Source organism: Nannocystis punicea (assembly GCF_026965555.1).
Classification (GTDB): domain Bacteria; phylum Myxococcota_A; class Polyangia; order Nannocystales; family Nannocystaceae; genus Nannocystis; species Nannocystis punicea.
Genome location: NZ_CP114040.1, coordinates 11,149,679 through 11,167,368, shown reverse-complemented (window position 1 = coordinate 11,167,368; position 17,690 = coordinate 11,149,679). Strand labels below are relative to the sequence as shown.

Genomic DNA, 17,690 nt, shown 5'->3' with positions numbered 1-17,690 from the left:
CCAAATGGACAGCCGAGGCGCGACGCTGACAGTTGAAAGCGCTCGGCCCTTCGCGGCATGCTCCGGCTCCCTCTCTCGGGAGCAGGCGATGGCCCTCGAACTCAGCCTCGATGATATCCGCCGCGCGTGGGACAGCCGGGACCCGGACCTGTCCACCTTGATCGTGAGCCTCGCCAACGCGGCCGACCCGCGGCCGGACAAGCCGCCACGAGAAGGCGCGCTGACCTTTGCGAGCTTCACCCAGCACCTGACGAGCTGGAAGTTCGTGCGCTCCAAGCCGCAGGAGCGGGCTCGCTACCGCATCGACAGCATGCGGGCGCTCGAGGCCAAGGACGCCGAGACTCCGCTGCCCCCGCGGCTGCAGCTGCACGAGGTGCTGCTGGATCTGTGGAAGCGCTCCGAAGGCGCCTACGAGCGGGCCGCGCTGCTCGACGTGATCCAGAAGGTGCCGCTGCGCTGGGGTCCGTGGCGCGGGCTCAAGCAGATCTTCAAGGAGGCCGAGGCCAAGAGCGACGTCGAGATCCTCGGCGCGCTCGCGGTCCGCTTCGACCACGCGTACGCGACCAAGCAGCGCAAGGTCGGCGAGATTTCGCGGCACACGCTCGGCTACCTGGTGCGGCGGGCGTGGCGGTTCCTGCGGCGCCTCGGCGAGGCCGCGGCGCCGGCCTACGTCGACGCGGCGGCGGCGGTGCTGCGCCACTACGAGGACAGCACCACGTGGCAGAACACGTGGGTCTACAACCACATCCTCCATCACGAGACGAAGAAGTACACGCGGCGCAACTTCAAGCTGTACCGCTCGGGCGCGCCGCAGCTGAACGAGCGGGCGTTCGCCGAGCTGTGGCGGCGGACCCCGCGGCCGGTGCTGCAGCTGCTCGAGCGGGCGCGCTCGGAGCAGGTCCGCAAGTTCGCGGTGCAGGCGCTGAAGACCGACTTCCGCGCCAACCTGCGCGAGGTCGAGGCGCCGTGGGCGGCGCGGCTGATCGCGGTCGGCTCGGCGACGGTCGACGAGTTCGTGATCTGGCTGCTGTCGAACGTGCCGAAGTTCGACCAGGGCAGCTTCCGCGAGCTCGGCCTGCACGAGCCGGTGCTGCAGCTGCTCGACTCGCGCGCCGACTCGGCCCGCGCGTACGCGGCCAACTACGCCCGCACCCACGCCCGCGACCTGGCGCTCGACCGCCTGATCTTGCTGGCCAACAACAGCAACGCCGAGGTGCGCAAGCTGGTCGCCGACCTGCTCGGCGACCGTGACCCGCGCAAGGACATCGGCCTCGACGCGTGGGGTCGCCTGCTCGGCACGCAGCACGGCCACGACCTCGCCGTCGCCGCCCTGAGGAAGCACTTCAGCGCGCGCGAGCTGACGCCGGCGTGGTTCACCGACCGCCTGCTCGACAGCCGGCAGAAGGTGTTCGCGTTCGCCTCGGACCTGCTGGCGAAGATCCACACCTACAAGTCGCTCGGCGCCGAGTACTTCCGCGACCTGCTCGACGACCCGCGGATCTCCGCCAACGCGACCAACTTCGCCCTCGACGCGCTGTCGCGCTTCCCCGGCGAGGAGCTCGGCAAGGACTTCCTCGCGCGCATGGTCCTGCACCCGTACGCGCGCCAGACCCTGCTGAAGTGGATCTCCGAGGAGAAGATCAAGGCCGAGGACATCGACGCCGGCTTCTGGCGCGCGGTCGCGTTCCAGCCGACGTGGGCCGAGGACAAGTGGATCGCCGAGCTCATCGCCAGCGGCCGCCCGTGGGCCCGCGAGCTCAACTTCGACGAGGGCCTCGCGGCCACCGCGCTCGGCTTCCTCAGCGACGTGCGCCGGTTCCGGCCGAGCCAGCTCGGCTTCGACTGGCTGATGCAGCTGGCGCTGCGGCCCGAGCCGCAGTACCGCAACTTCGCCCTCGAATACATGACGAAGGCGCTGGTGCCCGCCGACTTCGCGCCGAAGTCCAGCGAAGCCAGTGCGCCGAAGGCCGAGGCCAAGGGCGCGAGCAAGGCGATCGACCTCGGCGGCAAGACCTTCCTCTTCACCGGCAAGCTGGCGACGATGAAGCGCGACGACGCCGAGGAGAAGGTCACGAACGCCAAGGGCAAGAACGCCGGCAGCGTGACGGCGAAGCTCGACTACCTGGTGATCGGCGACGACGGCTCGCCGCTGTACGGCCAGGGCCGCAAGGGCAGCAAGCAGGTCGCGGCCGAGAAGCTGGTCGAGAAGGGCGCGCCGATCAAGATCATCTCCGAGACCGCGTTCTTGCAGATGCTGGCCGGCGAGCAGCGCAGCTTCAGCGGCGACTCGGTGCAGGCCGGCTGCGAGCGGCTGTGGGAGATGGCCACCGGGCCCGGCCCGGCCGACGCGCCGCAGGCCGACTTCGCCCGCCAGTACATCCGCCGGCACCACCCCGACATCAGCCTCGCGCTCACCGATCGTCCGGTCGATCCGGGCGCGGAGATCCCGGCCGAGTTCCTGTCGTGGGCCCGCGTCAAGCCGCTGCTCACCGACAGCCGCGCGCCGATCCGGCAGTTCGGCCTCGACCTCGCGCGCTGGGAGCTGGCCCGCTGGTCGCCGCCGCTGTCCGAGCTGCTCGGCGTGGTCGAGGGGCCGTACGCCGAGGTGCGCGAGTTCATCGCCAAGGCCCTGTTCGCCGAGGACAACGCCGACAACAAGCGCTTCCGCATCGACCCGACCACGCTGACGCCGGCCGCGGTCTACCCGTTCTGCGAGTCGCTGATCCCCGAGGTGCGGGCGATCGGCATGGGCCTGGTCCGGCGTGACGCTCGCCTGGCGATCCCCGAGGAGCTGTTCCGCCTGAGCGAGAGCCCCGACCGCCACGTGGTCGCCTTCGTGGTGCGGACGATCTGGCACCTCTACAGAGACCGCGGCATCACCGACGGGTGGAAGCCGACGCCGCGGCCCGAGCCGCAGAAGGCCGCGCCGGGTCCGAAGCCGACGGCCAAGAAGGCGGAGATCGAGCCGCCCGAGGGTCCGGGCGCGCCGTCGCGGCCGGCCGGGTTGCCGGCGCCGGGCGAGGCGCTGCGCGACTTCATGCGCCGCCTGCTGTTCACGATCCCGCCGACCAAGCCGAGCGCGGAGGCCAAGCAGGCCGACGCCGAGGGCGTGGCGACGCCGGTCGAACATGCCCCGAAGGCCAGGAAGCTGCGGCCGCTGCCGGCGCGCAAGGCCAAGCTGGCGCTGGTCGAGGCGATGCGCGACCTGGCCGAGGCCGACGCCACGTTCGCGGCGCTGGCGGGGCCGGTGCTGGTCGAATTCATGGGCTCGCGCGGCGCGAGCGAGCGCGCGGCCTGCCTGGTCGCCCTCGCCCGCGTCGGCGCCGCTCACCCTGACCTCAAGCTCTCGCCGGAGGCCGCCTGATGTCGACGCCCGTCACCGATCGCTTCACGAACGACAAGTACACGCAGATCCGCGGCGACCTCAAGGCGATCCTCGCCCACGGCGTCCAGCTGCTCATCGCCGCGGTCCACCCCGAGGGCCAGGCGACCGCGCTGTACCGGCTCAACCTCGACACCGGCGAGCTGGTGGTCGGCGACCTGCCGGCCGGCGGCGTCGCGCTCGCGGCCGACGACGGCCACGTGTTCGTCGCCGGCAGCGACGGCCAGGTCTACAAGGCCGGGCTCGAGAAGGGCGAGCCGAAGCCGCTCGGGCCGGTGTTCGACCCGCCGCCGGTCGCCCTCGCCCCGGCCGCGAACGGCCGCCTCGCGGTGGTCGCCGGCAAACAGCTCGTCATCCTCGCCAAGAAGGACGGCAAGGAGCTGCAGCGCATCGAGCTCGCCGAGTTCGCGACGACGATCGCCTCCGACCCGTCGGGCACGTGGCTGGTGGTCGGCAGCGACCGCGGCACCCTCAGCGTGTTCGACTGCGAGAACAAGGAGGCGTTCTACGCCGGCGAGTCGAAGAAGCTGCACGAGGGCGCTGTCACTGCGCTGTGCTTCGAGCCCGACGAGCTGCGGGTGATGTCGGCCGCGGTCGACCACAAGCTGCTGCTCACCCACGTGCGCGGCGACCTCGACCCGGAGGACCGCTCGGGCAAGAACGGCCACGGCGACAAGACGACCGCGATCGTCAACGGCGGCGGCGACCGCTTCTACACCTCGGGCCTCGACTCGCAGATCAAGGCGTGGGTCCGCGGCGCCGGCCAGCGCAAGCCGGCCGCGCAGAAGGAGGGCCTGGCCAAGGTCGTGGCGCTCGCGCTCGGCCAGTACAAGGGCAAGGACCACCTGGTCGCCGCGTGCATCGACAACACGCTGCGGCTGTTCCCGATCGACGCCGAGGGCAAGCTCGGCGACCGCGAGCTGGTCTACTACGGCGCGCACCAGTGGGCCGAGTACGAGCTCAAGCGCCGCGACCCCAAGCTGCGCGAGGTGGCGCTGCGCGCCCTGGCCGGCTGGAACGACGCCAAGTCGCTCGAGACTCTGGCGCAGCGGGTCTCGAGCGACGATGACCACGGCCTCAAGGTGCTGGCGACCGAGCTGCTCGGCGCGTCGGGCAGCCCGCGGGCGATCAAGCTGCTCGAGCCGCTGCTGCGCGCCGGCGAGGACGCCGTCCGCCTGGCCGCGCTGAACGGCCTGCTCAAGCTCGAGGGCGCCGACTCGCTGCGGATCTTCGACCTCGCGCTGGCCGTCGGCAAGCGCGACATCGGCACCGCGACGATCACCGCGCTGACCGGGCTCGCGCGCAAGGACGACCTCGCGTTCACCCGCCTGGTCTCGGCGCTGTCGGGCCAGCCCCGCGAGGTCCGCGTCGCCGCCCTGGCCGCGCTCGAGGACCTGCACGACGCCAGCTCGCCCGAGGCCGAGCTCATCGCCCTGCGCGCGACCCAGGCCGACATCCGCCGCACCGCGCTGATCCGCTTCTACCAGCGCGGCATGCTCGGCCTGCCGGAGGTCCAGGCGGCGCTGCGCCGCTTCTCCGCCGACACCGACGCGGGCGTGCGCCAGGCGGCGTTCCTGATCTCCCTGCTGGCCCGGCCCAAGCTGGCCGCCGCGCTGCGCTGCCGCGACAAGCAGCTGCACCGCCAGCTGCACGACATCGAGACCGCGCGCTCGCCGGTCGACGAGGTCAAGGCGGCCGCCGCCGAGGCCGCCGCCGGCGCTTCGGGCAAGTCCCAAGGGACAGGTTCCAAGGGCAAGGTCGAGGACGAGCTGCCGAAGCCGAAGCAGGTCCCGCTGTCGGAGCTCGAGGAGGCCGACAAGCGGCCGCTGCTCGAGGCGATGGCGAGCCGCGCGCTCGACACCTGCCTGGCCGGCGCGGCCGCGCTGGCCTCGCTGCAGGACGCGCGGGCGCTCGGCACCTTGCTGCAGCTGAGCCGCGAGAGCACGCCGTCGGTGCGGGTCGACACCTGCAAGGCGCTGGCCGAGCTGGGTGACCCGCGCGGCGGGGCGCGGCTGCGGCTGATGCTGCGCGACGGCGACGCCAGCGTGCGCGACGCGGCCTTCACCGCGCTCGCCGGGCTGGAGGACGGCGGCCCGCTGGCGGTCGCCGAGGCCGGCCTGTTCGCCGAGCACGAGGACGTGCGCCGGCGCGGCCTCGACCTGCTGATCAAGCAGATCAAGAAGGCCGGCAAGACGAAGGAGGACCCGAAGGCGATCGCGCTGCTCGAGCGAGCCCTGGGCGACGCCGGCAAGACGGTCCGCAGCGAGGCCTTCAAGGCCGCGCTGAGCCTCGAGGTCGGCGGCGGCGGGGCGGGCAGCCTGCGCTTCGTCCTCAAGAGCATCCACGCCGACGTGCGCCGCGAGGTGCTCAACGAGGTGATGGGCCAGATCTCCCAGTCGTGGGCCTGGCCGCTCCTGCTCGAGCTGCTCGCCGACGCCGACCCGAGCCTGCGCAAGGACGCCTTCGAGTTCGCGCTCAAGCGGACCAAGGGCATCGGCGCCGAGCCGCTGTCGGTCGCGCTGGCCGGGCGGTGGATCGACCTGCGGGTCGAGGCGGTCAAGGTGCTGGCCAAGCGCAAGGCGCCCGGCACCCACGAGCTGCTGGTCAAGGCGATCGACGACGACGACGAGACGGTGCGCCAGCTGGCCGTCGACGCCCTGCTGACCGGCGAGGGCGAGGAGGCGCTGCCGGCCGCGCTGACCAGCAAGTACCCCGACGTGGTCGTGCGGGCCGCCTGCGCGCTGGCTGTCCACGGGGACAGCTCGGTGCGCGCGCCGCTGCAGGCGATGGTCGAGGCGCCCGAGCCGGAGGTGCCGGCGCTGCGGGCCAAGTGGCTCGACCGGGTGGTGCGCGCCCTCGGCGGCCTGGCCGAGCTCGGCGACCCGACCCCGAGCCACGCGGTGCTGCCGCTGCTGCAGCACAAGGAGGCCCAGATCCGCCGCGCCGCCGCGACCGCGCTGTCGTGGATGGCCCGGCCCGACAACGCCAACGCAGTGTTCGCGCTGCAGGCCGCGCTGCAGCACTCGGACCCCGCGGTCCAGAGCGAGGCGGCCCTCGGCCTGGCGTTCATCGGCGACCCGGCCGGCGCGTCGCTGATCTTCACCCCCGGCAAGGCCGCGCCGCCGCCGGCGCAGGCGCTGCTGGCCGCGCTCGCGCTCGGCAACGAGGACCTGCTGGTCTCGTTCCTCGACTCCGGCGACGAGAAGATCCAGAGCCGCGCGCTGCTGCTCCTGATGATGCGCGAGATGGTCGAGGGCGACGGCGTACCCGACCGCTGCCTGGCCGCGCTGGCGTCGGCCCACCCGCGCGTGCGCCTGCTCGCCGCGCAGGCGCTCGAGAGCTTCGGCGACGACCCGGCGTTCTCGAAGTTCGTCACCGACCTGTTCAACGACCGCGGCGAGGGCCGGGCCAAGTGGACCTTCCCCGAGGCCAACGTGCGCGCGCTGGCCGAGCTGGCGACCTTCGGTGACAGCCGCTCCAACCCGCAGCTCAAGGTCCGGGCGGCGCGGCTGCTCGAGGCGCTGCAGGAGGAGAAGCAGGAGACGCTCGACCGCGTGTGGGCCGTGTTCAGCAAGCGGTTCCACCGCGCGCTGGCGGCGGCCAAGCAGCAGGCGAGCCAGAAGGTCGCGGCCAAGCTGGCCTACGCGCCGGAGGAGCTGCGGCAGATCGTGTTCGGCGCCTACGCGGCGCTGTCGCGCCTGCCCGGCGGCCCGGCGGAGACGCGGATCCGCCAGACCGCGCTGTCGCGGGTGCTGGCGCTGGCCGGCTACAAGACGCAGAAGCCCGGCGCTCCGGAGCACGTCGCGGCGGCCGTCTCGGTGCTGGTGCCGGCGCTCGGCGACGCCCAGGGCACGATCCGCCGCCAGGCGTTCGACGGCCTCAAGGGCCTCGGCGTCGACAACACCACCCTCGCCGCCGAGGCGCTGGCCACCGGCCAGAGCGACACCGGCTCGTGGGGCCTCGGCCTGCTGTCGCAGGAGGGCGGCGCCGCGGCCGGGCTCAAGGTGCTCGAGGAGACGCTGCTGCAGCGCGACGACGGTCTCGAGCAGGAGGCCGCCAAGCTGCTGGCCGAGAAGCGTACTTTACGGCCCTCCGGGCCTGAAGGCGGGGTCCGCCCCGGCTCGCCCGAGGCCGAGAGCGAGGCTGGCCAAAAGGCCAGGCGCGACGCGTGGGTGTACGTGCACACGCTGTCGCTGCAGGCCCGCGCCGAGAAGCTGCGGCTGGCCGGCGTGCAGGGCCTGGCGACCAACTACGAGCCCGAGGGCAAGGGCGCCGCGGCCCAGGCGCTGCGGGTCGCGCTGACCTCGAAGTACCGCGCGGTCCGCTTCGCCGCGGCGCTGCAGCTGGCGACGCACAAGGACGCGGCCGCGTTCGACGTGCTGGTCGAGATGCTGCGCTCCGACCAGGCCAACGAGCAGAGCGAGGCGATCCGCGCGCTGCAGCGGCTCGGCGACGGGCGCGCCGCCCAGGCGTTCCTCGACCGCATCGACCGCGACCCGGCCGGCACCGCCCGCGTCGACAACCTGCTGCAGGCCGCCGCCGGCTTCCGCCAGGTCGCCGAGGTCCCGCGGATCCTCGCCTACGTCGACAACCCCAAGCGCCGCGCCGCCGCCTTCGGCGCGCTGCTCGTGATCTCCGGGTACGACCAGCGCATCGAAGATCCCGAGGACGCCGGCCCGCAGAGCCCGTCGTCCCTGCGCGACGCCGGCCTCGACGACGACGACGACGACGACGATGACTTCGACGACGACGACGACGACGACGACGACAGCAACGACTTCAGCGACGATGACGACGACGACGACGACGACGACGTGAGCAGCGGCCCGCGGGTGGCCGACTGGGAGTCGAAGCAGTTCCCGCGTCACGACGCGGTGCTGGTCCAGATCGCCGAGGCCGCGCGCCGGCTGTCCGACGACCGCACGCTGCAGACGGTCCTGCCGGGCCTCCGCTGGGCCCGCGGCAAGGAGGTCGACGCCAGCCTCGCGCCGCTGTGGACCTACCCGAAGCCGGAGATCGCCAGCAAGGCGACCGAGGCGCTCGGCTGGCGCCTGCGCAAAAGGACAGGTCCGGCCGAGCCGCTGCTGGCGGCGCTCAAGTCGAGCGACCCGCTGGTGTCCTTCCTCGCCGCCGAGGGCCTGGCGCTCGGCGGGCGCGGCGAGGGCAGCAGCGTGCTGCTCACCAGCGTCGACCTGCAGCCCGACCTCGACATCCGGCGGCGGGCGGTGCGGGCGCTCGGGGCCCTGGCCGACATCCGCGCGCTCGACACCCTGCTGCGGCTGGTCTCCGACGAGGGCCACGCGCTGCAGGAGGAGGCCGCCGAGGCGCTCGGGCACATGGGCAAGGCCGCGGAGGCCCAGCCGGGTCAGCCGCAGCGGATCTTCGGGATCCTCACGCGCCTGGCCAAGGGGACAGGTGGCGTCGCTCGCCGGGCCCTGATCGGCCTGCGCTACTTCGGCACCCGCGAGGCCTGGGACCTGATCCGCGGCCGCGTCGAGGACGCCGACCCCGGCGTGCGCCAGACCGTCGCCGCGCTGCTCGAGCACTGCGCCGACCCGACCACCGCCGACCTGCTGACCACGCGGCTCGCCGAGGAGCGGCAGAGCGCCGTCGCCCAGGCGCTGGCGTTCAGCCTGCGCAAGCACCACGGGCCCGACTCGCTCGAGCCCGACTACGCGATGGTCCTGAGCTACCACGCCCCGCTCGAGCGCGAGCTGCTGAACCGCCTGCGCGACCGCGGCGACGTGATCCGGCTGTTCTCGCTGCTGCCGAAGCTGCGCCGGCAGGACCTCTACATGGGTCCGCTGGTCCAGATCCTCACCAACCGCGACCCGCTGCCGATCGACGCCGCGGCGCCGCACCTGTCGCTGGCGCACCCGCGCACGGCGATGGTCGCGGCCCAGGTGATCGGCCGCGCCGGGGCCAAGGCCGCCAAGCACAAGGACGCCCTGGTCGCCGCGACGAAGGCCTACCGCGAGGCCTGGCTGGTCGAGTACAGGCGCCTCGTCCACGGCGAGTCGCACCGCCTCGGCGAGCTCGAGGGGCCGTACCTCGCGCTGCTGTGGGCCTGCGCCCGCCTCGACGTCGGCGGTGACGAGCTGGTCGCCGCCGCCTCGCTCGCCGCCGACGGCACCGCCCACGCCGCGCATGGCCGCAAGATCCGCCGCCAGGCCGTCATCGAGCTGGCCGCGGGGGCAGGCGGCGCCGCCGGCGAGAAGGCGCTCAAGGCGGTGCTGGGCGGCAGCGACGGCGAGCTGCGCACCCTGGCCGCCGCCGGCCTCGGTCAGCGCAAGGGCGACGTGGCCCCGCTGGCCACGACGGTGCTCGACGACGCCGAGCCGCTGGCGCGGCTGCTGTCCCACGGGACAGACAAGGCCAAGCCCGCGCTGCGCGGCGCCGCCGGCGACGTGCACCGCCAGGGCGTGGTCCTGACCTGGCTCGTGAGACAGGGCGACGCGGAGGGCCTGGCCAAGGCGCTGGCCGACAAGAGCGTCAGCGAGACGGCCCGCATGGGCCTGGTCGAGGCGCTGGGCGAGATCGGCGACGACGCCGCCTTCGCCGCGCTGAGCAAGGTCGGGGCCGACGAGCAGGAAGACGAAGAGCTGCGCAAGGCGGCCTGGCGCGCGCTGAGGCGCGCGAAGCGGATCAAGGCCGCCGCCGCGTCGCCGAAGGTACGCCGTAGCCGCTGGGAGGTGTCGCTGTGAGCGAGGAGACCAAGGAACCGGAGTCGGGCAAGCCCGAGGAGCAGCTCACCGACCCGCGGACGCCGGTCCGCCTCGGTTACGCCGGCGCCAGCCAGCTCGAGGCCGGCGAGAGCTCGTCGAAGCTGCAGATCTTCGCCAACACCGAGCGCTCGCCGGTGCGGGCCGAGGGCCTGCTCAAGCAGCCGCTGCTGGTGCGCGAGGCGTTGTCGGCGCTGTACGAGGTCGTCAGCTCCGACTTCCGTTATGTCCCGAAGGACAGGACCGCGTACCTCGCCTACCAGCGGCTGAAGAAGCAGACCGCCGGGCAGAGCGCGTGGCAGGCCCAGCAGGCCTACTTCGACTGGCTGGCGCGCAACGACCCGTCGGCCTGGGTGGTGCTCGACCCGGTCGTCACGGTGCACCCCGACAAGCTGCTGTTCGAGGTGTTCAGCAAGGACGAGGGCGCCTACGCGCAGATGGCGATCGACTGGTCGGCCGTCGACCGCAGCGGCGACCTGCAGCACGGCACCACCAACGTCGACTACAGCAAGGCGCTGTTCGACGGGGTGCAGCGGATCCGCAGCTACCGCGAGACCAAGCTGTCGATCGGCGTGGACGCCGTCAGCGTCGCCAGCGACGCCGCGCGCCCGCCGGTGATCGAGAAGTCGATCCAGCTGCCCGACAGCTGGCTGCGCGGGTTCTTGCAGGTGCAAGCGGCGGCGACCCTGCCGACCACGGCGGTGCGGATCGCCGCGATCGACCTCTACAACGTGCTGCGTCACCTGCGGCTCAACGCCGACAAGAAGCAGGGCGGCCGCGGCGTCCGCGTCGAGCTGGTGCCCGGCGAGCCGCCGCGGCTGGTGCTCGAGCCGTGGGAGCTGGTCATCGCCACCAGCGCCGGGCCGTTCACCGGCCGTCAACCGGCGCTGGTGCGGATCTGGGGCCGCCGGCGACTCAGCCTCTTGCGCCGCCTGCTGCCGTTCGTCGAGACCGTCGACATCCACCTGCTCGGCTCGGGCCTGCCCAGCTTCTACGTCCTGCGCGCCGGGCCGGTGACCTTCACCCTCGGCCTGTCGGGCTTCACCTCGGCCAACTGGTCGCAGGCGGTCGGCTTCGACCAGCTGCTCCCGCGCGACCGCGGCAGCGAGGCCGCGGCCACGCTGTCGGCGGTGCTGAAGAAGCTCGGCGAGGTGTGGGTGGCGAGCGCGGACGAGCTGGCGAAGGCGATCAAGAAGCCGATCGCCGACGTGCGCGCGGCGCTGCAGCTGGCCTGCCAGCACGGCCAGGTGATGTACGACCTGTCGCAGGACCGCTACCGCTTCCGCCCGCTGCTCGGCGGCGCGATCGACCTCGGTCGCCTCGTCTACCGCAACGCCCGCGAGAAGGTCGCGCACGACCTCGTGGCCAAGGGCGCGGTCAAGATCGCCAGCGAGAACCGGATCTACGGCGTCGGCCTCGAGCTGACCGGCAAGGTCACCGTCACCGCCGACCGCCGCGACTACCGCCCGCAGCTGACGCTCGACGACGACGGCCGCGTGCGCGGGGCCGAGTGCACCTGCGCGTTCTACCGCAAGCACAAGCTGAAGGAGGGCCCGTGCGCCCACCTGATCGCGCTGCGGATCGCCCAGGCGCAGGAGGAGGAGCGCCGCCGGCAGGCCCGCGGGGCCGAGCGCGGGACGATCACGCTCGAGACCCGCACCTACGCGCGCCGCTTGCCGGTGGCGACGGGGGCGACGGGTGAGTCGGAGGAGATCGTGCAGCTGTCGCTCGACCGCCAGCGCCTGCGGATCCGCTGGGGCCCGCGCGGCGCGGCCAAGCTGCGGGTCCAGAGCTTCGTGTTCGGCTCGGTCGCCGAGGCGCGAGCGGCCTTCTTCGAGCGCGTCGACGACCTCGAGGCGCGCGGGTTTCTCGACGGGAGCGCGGGGTAGACCATCATGGCGAATACCAACCGCATTGATTACAGCCGCATGCTCGAGACCTGGCGCGCGGTCGAGTCCGCCGGCGGGCGCGACAAGTACATCGAGGCCCAGCTCAAGGAGAAGGGCTATCTGGTCGAGCGCAAGCCGACCGACAGCATGAGCAAGGCCGAGCTCGAGCGCTACAAGAAGTCGCTCAAGGACGAGGCGGCCGAGAAGCGCCGCCTGGCCAAGGAGGCGTGGCTCGCCTACAAGGCCTCGCACCTGGTCCACCTCGGCGAGGGCGTGTTCTGGAACGACCAGCTCGACCACGACAAGTGGGACCTGCCCGGCGCCGAGGAGCGCCAGGCGGAGAACGAGCTGCCGAAGCTCGACAAGCCGAAGGAGCTGGCCGAGGCGCTCGGGGTCAGCATCGCCGAGCTGCGCCGGCTGGCGTACCACCGCGACGCGGCGACCAAGCTCAACTACTACCGCTTCGAGATCCCCAAGCGCGACGGCAGCAAGCGGGCGATCTGGGCCCCGCACCGCCAGCTCAAGGCGGCGCAGCGGTGGATCTTGCGCGAGGTGGTGGAGCGCCTGCCGGTCCACGGGGCGGCCCACGGGTTCCTCCACGGCCGCTCGACCGCCACCAACGCGGCGGTCCACCGCGACTCGCAGATCCTGCTGAAGGTCGACCTCAAGGACTTCTTCCCGACGGTGACGCTGCCGCGGGTCAAGGGCGTGTTCCGCAAGGCCGGCTACCGCGAGCAGATCGCGACCCTGCTGGCGCTGCTGTGCACCGAGGCGCCGCGCCACGTCGCCGAGGTCGAGGGGACGACGTACTACCTGTCCCTCGGGCCACGTTGCCTGCCGCAGGGCGCACCCACGAGCCCCGCGATCACCAACACCCTGTGCCTCCGCCTCGACCGGCGCCTGCAAGGCCTGGCGAAGAAGCTCGGGTGGCGCTACACCCGCTACGCCGACGACCTGACGTTCAGCCTCCCGGGCGACCACGAGGGCAAGCCGCACCTCGGCGGCCTGCTCGGCGGCATCTCGCGGATCGCCGCCGCCGAGGGCTTCACTGTCCACCCCGACAAGACCCGCGTGCACCGCTCCGGCGGCCGCCAGCAGGTCACCGGCCTGGTCGTCAACGGCAAGCAGGGCCCCCGCGTCACCCGCGAGTTCAAGCGCGATGTCCGGGCCGCCGTGCACAACCTGGCCCACGGCAAGCCGCTCAAGGATGGCGAGACCCTGTCGAGCCTGGCCGGCCGGATCGCCTACATCTACATGACCGACAAGAAGCTCGGGAAGCAGCTGCTCGCCGCGCTCGACCGCGTGTGACCGCGGAGCGCCGCGCGCATGCGCGGTGCTGACTCTCGATCCTCCGCCGCCTCGGCTGCCGCCCGGGCGGCGGTCGACGTCGCGGGGCAGGACGTCGCCAGCGGGTGATCTCGCGGCGCGGTCTTACCTGTCCTTCGGGACATGAAATCGCCGGGGCCGCGGTTTGTCCTCCGGGTCGGGCCGAATGCGTCGCCTGAAGCGCCGACGCGCGGCCTGTCCTTCGGGTCAGGTCGAGTGCGTCGCCTGCCAGCCCTCGACGGCGCGGACCTCGGGCGCGAACGCCTCGCCGCGGGCCCTGTAGATGGCGAGCGCCCTGGCAGCCAGCTCGCGGGCCTCGACCGCGGCGGCGGCGTCGCCGGCCAGCGCCTTCGCCAGGCTGAATTGCGTCCTGGCGAGGTCGGGGTGGTCGGCGTCGAAGTCGAGCGCGAGCGCGGCGGCGCGGCGGAGGTGCGAGACGGCCTCGTCGCGGCGGCCCAGCGCCAGCTCCGAGTCCCCGAGCAGCCGCAGGGTCGCCACGATCTCCGGGCTCGACTCGCCCTGGACCCGCTCGTACAGCGCGAGCGCCTGCTGCAGCGGCTCGTTCGCCTCGCCGGCGGCGCCGAGGCGCAACTTCGCGTCGCCGGTCATCCGCGCCGCGTCGCCGCACAGCACCGCGAGGTCGGGCGGCGCGTCGCTACACTTCGCGGTCACGCGGTCGAACTGCGCCAGCGCCTCGAGCGGGCGATCGGCGTGGAGCAGCCACATCTCGCCGAAGCGCATGCGAGCGAGCAGGGCCTCCGGGTGGCCTTCGCCGAAGCGGCGTTCGACGTGGCCGACGATGCCCTCGTAGATCGCCTGCGCGTCGCGGACTTCGGCCTGGGCGGCGGCGACGTCGCCGAGGCCGTAGACGGCCTCGCGTGCGCTGGTCTCGTCGGGATCCATGGCGATGAAGGCGGCGCGGCCGGCCGTGAGCTCCGCGCGCGCTCGCGGGAGGTCGCGGAGCTTCAGCGCGATGAAGCCGAGCCGGGTGCGGGCCGACGCGTACGGGGGCGTGGCGGTGGCCTCCGCCTCGCCGAGCGCGGCGGCGGTGGCCTGCAGCAGGGATGTACCTTCGGACAGGTGATTCTTCAGCTGGAGCGCCGCCCCCAGGTTGCCGCGCATCACGTGGACGATGGGGTGAGCCGGGCCGAGGAAGCGTTCGCCGAGCTGCAGCGCGCTGGCGTAGTAATTCGCCGCGTCGTTCGCGTTGCCGAGGTAGGCCGCGAGGTAGCCGAGGTTGTTGTACGTGTAAGCGTTGAGGACCGTGTCGTGGTGGCCCGCCTCGTTGCGGGCGGTCACGGCCGCGAGCATGTGCTGGCGCGCGCCGGCGTAGTCGCCGGCCATCATGGCCACGCCGCCGAGGTTGTTCTCGAACTCGGCGGACAGCTCGACGTCGTCGCGGACGCGGACGTGGAGCGCCTGCGCGAGCTCGAGGTCCCGCAGCGCCTCGGCCGGTTGATTCATGCGAGCGGCCCGCAAGAACATCCGCTTCGACACCGCCTGCGCGGCGGTGCGGGCGTCGGCGGCGGCCAGCGCCGTCCACAGCGCCTGGCCGAACGACGCGTCGGCGGCGAGGAAGTCGCCGGCCTCCATCTGCAAGCTGCCCTGGCGCAGCATCAGCTCGCCGCGCAGCGGCGGGTAGTCGAGCGCCGTCACTTCGTCGTCCGCCGCGGCGATCGTCGCCAGCCCGGCGTGATAGCGGCCCGCGTTCTCCTGCACCGCCGCGCGCGCCAGCGTCTCGCGCACCGCCTGGACCCGCAGGCGCGCGCGGGGGTCGTCGGGCGGGGCGACCTCGGCGGTCAGCGCCGCCACGTCGCCGCAGCGCTCGATCGGCGGCAGGGTCGACAGCGCCTGCATCGCCTTCTCCATCACCGCGGCGTCGGCCGACGCCAGAGTGTCGACCAGCCCGGCGAACGCGGCGCGGCGCTGATCGAGGCAGGCGGTGCGGAGGTCGAACAGGTGGTCCGATTGACGCCCGGACGCGTGGGTCGTGCACGCCTCGGCGCGCATGGCCGTCCACTCGTTCGCGTAGGCCTCGAGCTGCGGCTGTACTTTGGACCAGGTGTCGGCGGCGTACGGCACGCCGGTCGCCAACATGGCCGAACGGACAGCCTCGCCGCGCTCGCCGGTCCACGCCCCGGCGAGCTCGTCGGCGGCGCCGCTGCAGATCGGCGCGGCCTGGGCCGGCTGCTGCAGGGCGGCCGCGCCGAAGCCGGCGGCGCCGACGAGGCCGGCGAACGCGGTCGAGGCGAACACGCGCCGGCGCCGGGCCTCGGGGTCGCGCTCCAGCTCCGCCAGCAGCTCGGCCATCGACGCGAACCGCCGCTCGGTCGCGACCGACAGGCCGCGCTGCAGGGTCTTGTAGATCCGCGACGGCACGCCCGAGCCCGCCGGCGGCGGCGCGACGCGGCCGAGGATCGCGTCGCCGATCAGGCTCGCCAGCGAGTCGGTCGAGAACGGGTGGCGCCGGTACACGCCCTCGTACAGCGAGATGCAGAACGCGAACTGATCGCTGGCCGCGCTGGCCGGGCGGCCCTCGTGCTGCTCGGGGGCCATGTACGCCGGCGTCCCCATGATCGCGCCGGTCTGCGTCAGCGGCACCATCAGCGCGTGCCCGGCCGACTCGCCGCTCTGCGTGGTGATCGCCAGCTCGTCGCTGCCGGCGTGCTCGGCGGCGCGGGCGAGGCCGAAGTCGAGGACCTTGACCGAGCCGTCGTCGCCGACGAGCACGTTGTGCGGCTTGAAGTCGCGGTGGATGATGCTGGCGGCGTGGGCCGCCTGCAGGCCGCGGCCCGCCTGCACGAACACCGCGAGGACCTCGCGCCACGAGCGGTCGCGCCGCCGCATCCAGGCGTCGAGGCTCATGCCGCGGACGAACTCCATCGCCACGAACACCTGGTCCTCGTAGTCGCCGACCTCGTGCACGGTGACGATGTTGGGGTGCGACAGGCGGGCCATCGCCTGCGCCTCGCGCATGAGTCGTCGGCGGCCGGTGTCGTCGCCGCGGGTGGCCTCGCCGCGCAGCACCTTGACGGCGACCTTGCGGTCGAGCTTGTCGTCGTAGGCGGTGTAGACGACGCCCATGCCGCCCTCGCCGAGGCGATCGAGCACGGTGAAGCGGCCGATCTTGATCGGCGTGCTGCGGGCGCGGAACAGCTTGCCCTTGATGAGGGCCTTCATCACCAGCTCGTCGCCGCTGTCGGCAAGCCGCGGCATCGGCTTGTCGCCGTGCGGCGCCTCGGAGGCGTGCGTCTCCAGCAGGCCGAGGTCACGGTCGGGCGGGCGCGAGTTCGAGGCCTCGTCGCCCGCGCTCGACTCGCCGATGCGGGTCTCCTCGAACGCGATCCTCGCCCGCGAGCGCACCGGCGGCCCGGACAGATCCCCGTCCTCGGAGATGGCCGTCTGCTCGAGGCTGATGTCCTTGTCGGCGGTCAAGAGGGGGACGCGTCGGAGCGGGACCATCTCCCAGTCTCAGTGTCTGAGGAGCGCCCGGCAATTGCGCCGTTCGTGCGAGCACGCGCTGCGCTCGATCACGGAGCGAACGGCCGCCGCGATGGTACCGCGCTAGCGCGGCTTCAGGGCCGTGCGCAGATGCTGAGCCCAGCTGTCGAGGTCGGTCACCGTGCTCTGCAGGAGCTGAGGGGTGTCGGCGAGCGCGGCGAGCTGAGCCTCGAGGAGCTGCTTGGCGCGACGGATCCGCGTGCGGGCGGTGCCCTCGGGGACCTCGAGGACGTCGGCGATCTCCTTGGCCGTCATCTGCTCCCAGTAATACAGCTCCAGGATGAGCTGCGATTCGAGCGGGATGTGGCGGAGCGCCTGCAACAGCAGCCGGGTCTCCTGCGCTTGCGCCAAGAGGGTCGTGGGCGTCGGGCCGAGGTCCTCGACCGAGTTCTCGTCGGGCTGGAAGCGTTCGCCGTCGCGCCGCTTGCCGCGGTAGTGCTCGTAGAGCACGTTGCGCGCGATCCCGTACAAGTAGCAGTGGAAGCTGGTGCCCTCGCGCATCCGCGACTTTGTTTCCAGCAAGATCAGGAACGTGCGCTGGATGAGGTCCGCAGCGCCGTCTCCGGCCTTCGAGCGGAAGAAGCGAGCGAGCCCCTCGTAGTAGTGCTCGAAGAGCTGCTCGCCGGCGTCCTCATCACCTCGGCGCCAGGACTCGAGGAGCTGCTGATCGTCAGGCATCGGCGTCAACATCATACCCCACCGTGAGTGGCCAGTCAGGCCCGGGCGGATCGCCAAATTCGGCGCATTCGCAAGCGCTGGCGCACGAAATCGGCCTATTGCCCCCGGGCGAAAAAAATTGCCGGCGGCCGCAATTGTTCGCGGGGCTCCGATCACTTGTAAGGAAATCGCGAACGCGACGCCCGAACCGGA

Annotated in this window: 6 protein-coding genes; 4 read left to right on the top strand and 2 right to left on the bottom strand. The window is 72.7% G+C overall.

The annotated features are described in order from the left end of the window. Window positions 1-88 precede the first annotated feature (88 nt). The 4 genes from O0S08_RS42730 to O0S08_RS42715 are packed head-to-tail and all read left to right on the top strand — an operon-like array spanning window position 89 to window position 13,301. Window positions 89-3,364 carry a BRCT domain-containing protein gene (locus tag O0S08_RS42730; protein WP_269035288.1) on the top strand — a complete coding sequence of 1,092 codons (3,276 nt, stop codon included), beginning with the start codon at window positions 89-91 and terminating at the stop codon, window positions 3,362-3,364. Then, on the top strand, window positions 3,364-10,086 hold the full coding sequence (locus O0S08_RS42725; protein ID WP_269035287.1) for a HEAT repeat domain-containing protein: 6,723 nt from the start codon (window positions 3,364-3,366) through the stop codon (window positions 10,084-10,086). Before O0S08_RS42730 ends, O0S08_RS42725 begins: the two co-directional genes overlap by 1 nt. Then, window positions 10,083-11,993, top strand: a complete 1,911-nt coding sequence (locus O0S08_RS42720; protein ID WP_269035286.1) for an SWIM zinc finger family protein — start codon at window positions 10,083-10,085, stop codon at window positions 11,991-11,993. Before O0S08_RS42725 ends, O0S08_RS42720 begins: the two co-directional genes overlap by 4 nt. Before the next feature lie 6 nt (window positions 11,994-11,999). Next, window positions 12,000-13,301 carry a reverse transcriptase family protein gene (locus O0S08_RS42715; RefSeq protein ID WP_269035285.1) on the top strand — a complete coding sequence of 434 codons (1,302 nt, stop codon included), beginning with the start codon at window positions 12,000-12,002 and terminating at the stop codon, window positions 13,299-13,301. A 225-nt stretch (window positions 13,302-13,526) separates the two neighbouring features. Here the strand turns inward: O0S08_RS42715 and O0S08_RS42710 are convergent, their stop codons facing one another. Continuing rightward, entirely contained in the window at window positions 13,527-16,781 is a 3,255-nt protein-coding gene (locus O0S08_RS42710) for a serine/threonine-protein kinase (protein WP_269035284.1), read from the bottom strand. A gap of 102 nt (window positions 16,782-16,883) precedes the next feature. Continuing rightward, window positions 16,884-17,498, bottom strand: coding sequence for an RNA polymerase sigma factor (locus tag O0S08_RS42705; RefSeq protein ID WP_269035283.1), 615 nt, complete (start codon window positions 17,496-17,498; stop codon window positions 16,884-16,886). Window positions 17,499-17,690 lie beyond the last annotated feature (192 nt).

Bases quoted from the DNA above. Each gene is read 5' to 3' on its own strand.
- O0S08_RS42725 (WP_269035287.1), top strand. From the start codon at position 3,364: ATGTCGACGCCCGTCACCGATCGCTTCACGAACGACAAGTACACGCAG.
- O0S08_RS42730 (WP_269035288.1), top strand. From the start codon at position 89: ATGGCCCTCGAACTCAGCCTCGATGATATCCGCCGCGCGTGGGACAGC.
- O0S08_RS42715 (WP_269035285.1), top strand. From the start codon at position 12,000: ATGGCGAATACCAACCGCATTGATTACAGCCGCATGCTCGAGACCTGG.
- O0S08_RS42705 (WP_269035283.1), bottom strand. From the start codon at position 17,498: ATGCCTGACGATCAGCAGCTCCTCGAGTCCTGGCGCCGAGGTGATGAG.
- O0S08_RS42710 (WP_269035284.1), bottom strand. From the start codon at position 16,781: ATGGTCCCGCTCCGACGCGTCCCCCTCTTGACCGCCGACAAGGACATC.